This window comes from Streptomyces sp. WELS2 (assembly GCF_013870595.1).
Classification (GTDB): domain Bacteria; phylum Actinomycetota; class Actinomycetes; order Streptomycetales; family Streptomycetaceae; genus Streptomyces.
The window spans coordinates 1-2,104 of sequence record NZ_JACBWZ010000976.1; the positions used below are offsets into that span (position 1 = coordinate 1).

1 protein-coding gene, 1 tRNA gene, 1 other RNA gene and 1 pseudogene are annotated in these 2,104 nt (G+C 72.0%); 3 read left to right on the forward strand and 1 reads right to left on the reverse strand.

Going from position 1 to position 2,104, the window contains the following annotated elements:
• Positions 1-467: pseudogene (locus H5J33_RS32450) on the forward strand (transporter); the annotation flags it as partial.
• Positions 468-558: 91 nt separating this feature from the next.
• On the opposite strand, the gene H5J33_RS32455 reads toward H5J33_RS32450, so the two are convergent.
• A tRNA-Ser gene (locus H5J33_RS32455) sits at positions 559-646 on the reverse strand.
• Positions 647-765: 119 nt separating this feature from the next.
• Here H5J33_RS32455 and ffs point away from each other — a divergent pair.
• An RNA gene (gene ffs / locus H5J33_RS32460) (signal recognition particle sRNA small type) lies at positions 766-864 on the forward strand.
• 70 nt (positions 865-934) lie between these two features.
• Positions 935-2,104 (forward strand): DNA polymerase III subunit gamma and tau (locus H5J33_RS32465; RefSeq protein ID WP_181798303.1); only part of this gene is annotated, 1,170 nt, incomplete at its 3' end.

Genomic DNA, 2,104 nt, shown 5'->3' on the forward strand with positions numbered 1-2,104 from the left:
TGGCCGCCCAGGGTGGGCAGCAGGGCGTCCGGGCGCTCCTTGGCGATGATCTTCTCGACACCGTCCCCGGCCGCGCGGCGACGGAGTCCGCCCGGCCCGTCGACTCCCCGGCGACGGGCATCCCCACCGCCTCCGTCACCACGCTCCCCTTCGACACCGGCGTCCCCGGCGGGCACGGCAAGGCCCAGATCACCCTGGACCCCGGCCGGACCGGCGAGAACTCCGTCCAGGCGGTGGTCTACGGCCCCGACGGCGGCCTCTCCACGGTCCCGGAACTCCGGGTCACCCTCACGCTCCCGGGCCGGCGCGTGGGCCCCCTGGACACCCGCGTCACGGACCGCGGCGGCTACTGGGCCACCGACGCGTTCACCCTCCCCCTCCCCGGCACCTGGACCCTCGAGGCGACGGTCCGCGTCTCGGACCTGGACCAGGTGACGGTGTCGGCACCGGTGCGCGTGACCCGGTAGGCGCCGGGGCCCCTGCCGCACGCGCCGGCCCCCACGGGCGGGGGACAAACGCCAGAGGGCCGGACCACCGAAGCGGTCCGGCCCTCTGGGCTGGCGGAGGATACGAGATTCGAACTCGTGAGGGGTTGCCCCCAACACGCTTTCCAAGCGTGCGCCCTAGGCCTCTAGGCGAATCCTCCGCCGGAAACATTACATGACCGAGGGGAGTGCTCGCGAACTCGTTCCCGCAGGCCGTCCCCGGGTGCGGAGGACGGGGGGATCGGGTTCGGTCCGGGGGCCGCCATCGGGTACTGTGGGGCACAGCCCCTCACGCGGCGCTATCTGACTGAACTCCCCCAGGGCCGGAAGGCAGCAAGGGTAGGTCGGCTCTGGCGGGTGCGTGGGGGGCGCTTGCGTTCCCGTAGCCGGCCGGGGTCCGGATCCGCGGGCGGGGCCTGTTGTCGGTGCGCCCCATTAACCTCGTATGCGTGTCGTCTCTCGCGCTGTACCGCCGCTACCGCCCGGAGACCTTTGCGGAGGTCATCGGGCAGGAGCATGTCACCGACCCGCTGCAGCAGGCGCTGCGGAACAACCGGGTCAATCACGCGTACCTGTTCAGCGGCCCCCGCGGATGCGGCAAGACGACCAGCGCGCGCATCCTCGCCCGCTGTCTGAACTGTGAGCAAGGTCCCACGCCGACCCCCTGCGGGGAATGCCAGTCGTGCCGCGACCTCGCCCGGAACGGACCGGGGTCCATCGACGTCATCGAGATCGACGCGGCCTCGCACGGTGGTGTGGACGACGCCCGTGAACTGCGCGAGAAGGCCTTCTTCGGCCCTGCGGGCAGCCGCTACAAGATCTACATCATCGACGAGGCCCACATGGTCACGTCGGCCGGCTTCAACGCGCTGCTGAAGGTCGTCGAGGAGCCGCCGGAGCACCTGAAGTTCATCTTCGCGACCACCGAGCCCGAGAAGGTCATCGGCACCATCCGGTCGCGGACCCACCACTACCCGTTCCGGCTCGTCCCCCCGGGCACCCTGCGCGAGTACCTCGGCGAGGTGTGCCGGAAGGAGGACATCCCGGTCGAGGACGGCGTGCTGCCGCTCGTCGTGCGCGCCGGCGCCGGTTCCGTGCGTGACTCCATGTCCGTCATGGACCAGCTCCTCGCCGGCGCCGGCGAGGACGGTGTGACGTATGCCATGGCTACCTCCCTCCTCGGCTACACCGACGGCTCCCTGCTCGACTCCGTCGTGGAGGCCTTCGCCACCGGTGACGGGGCCGCCGCCTTCGAGGTCGTGGACCGGGTCATCGAGGGCGGCAACGACCCGCGCCGCTTCGTCGCCGACCTGCTGGAGCGACTGCGTGACCTGGTGATCCTCGCCGCCGTGCCGGACGCCGTGGAGAAGGGCCTCCTGGACGCCCCGGCCGACGTGCTGGAACGGATGCAGGCCCAGGCCGAGACGTTCGGGGCCGCCGAGCTGAGCCGCGCCGCCGACCTGGTCAACGAGGGCCTGACCGAGATGCGCGGCGCCACCTCGCCCCGCCTCCAGCTGGAACTGATCTGCGCCCGCGTCCTGCTCCCCGCCGCCTACGGCGACGAGCGGTCCGTCATGGCCCGCCTCGACCGCCTGGAGCGCGGCATCGGCTTCTCGGGC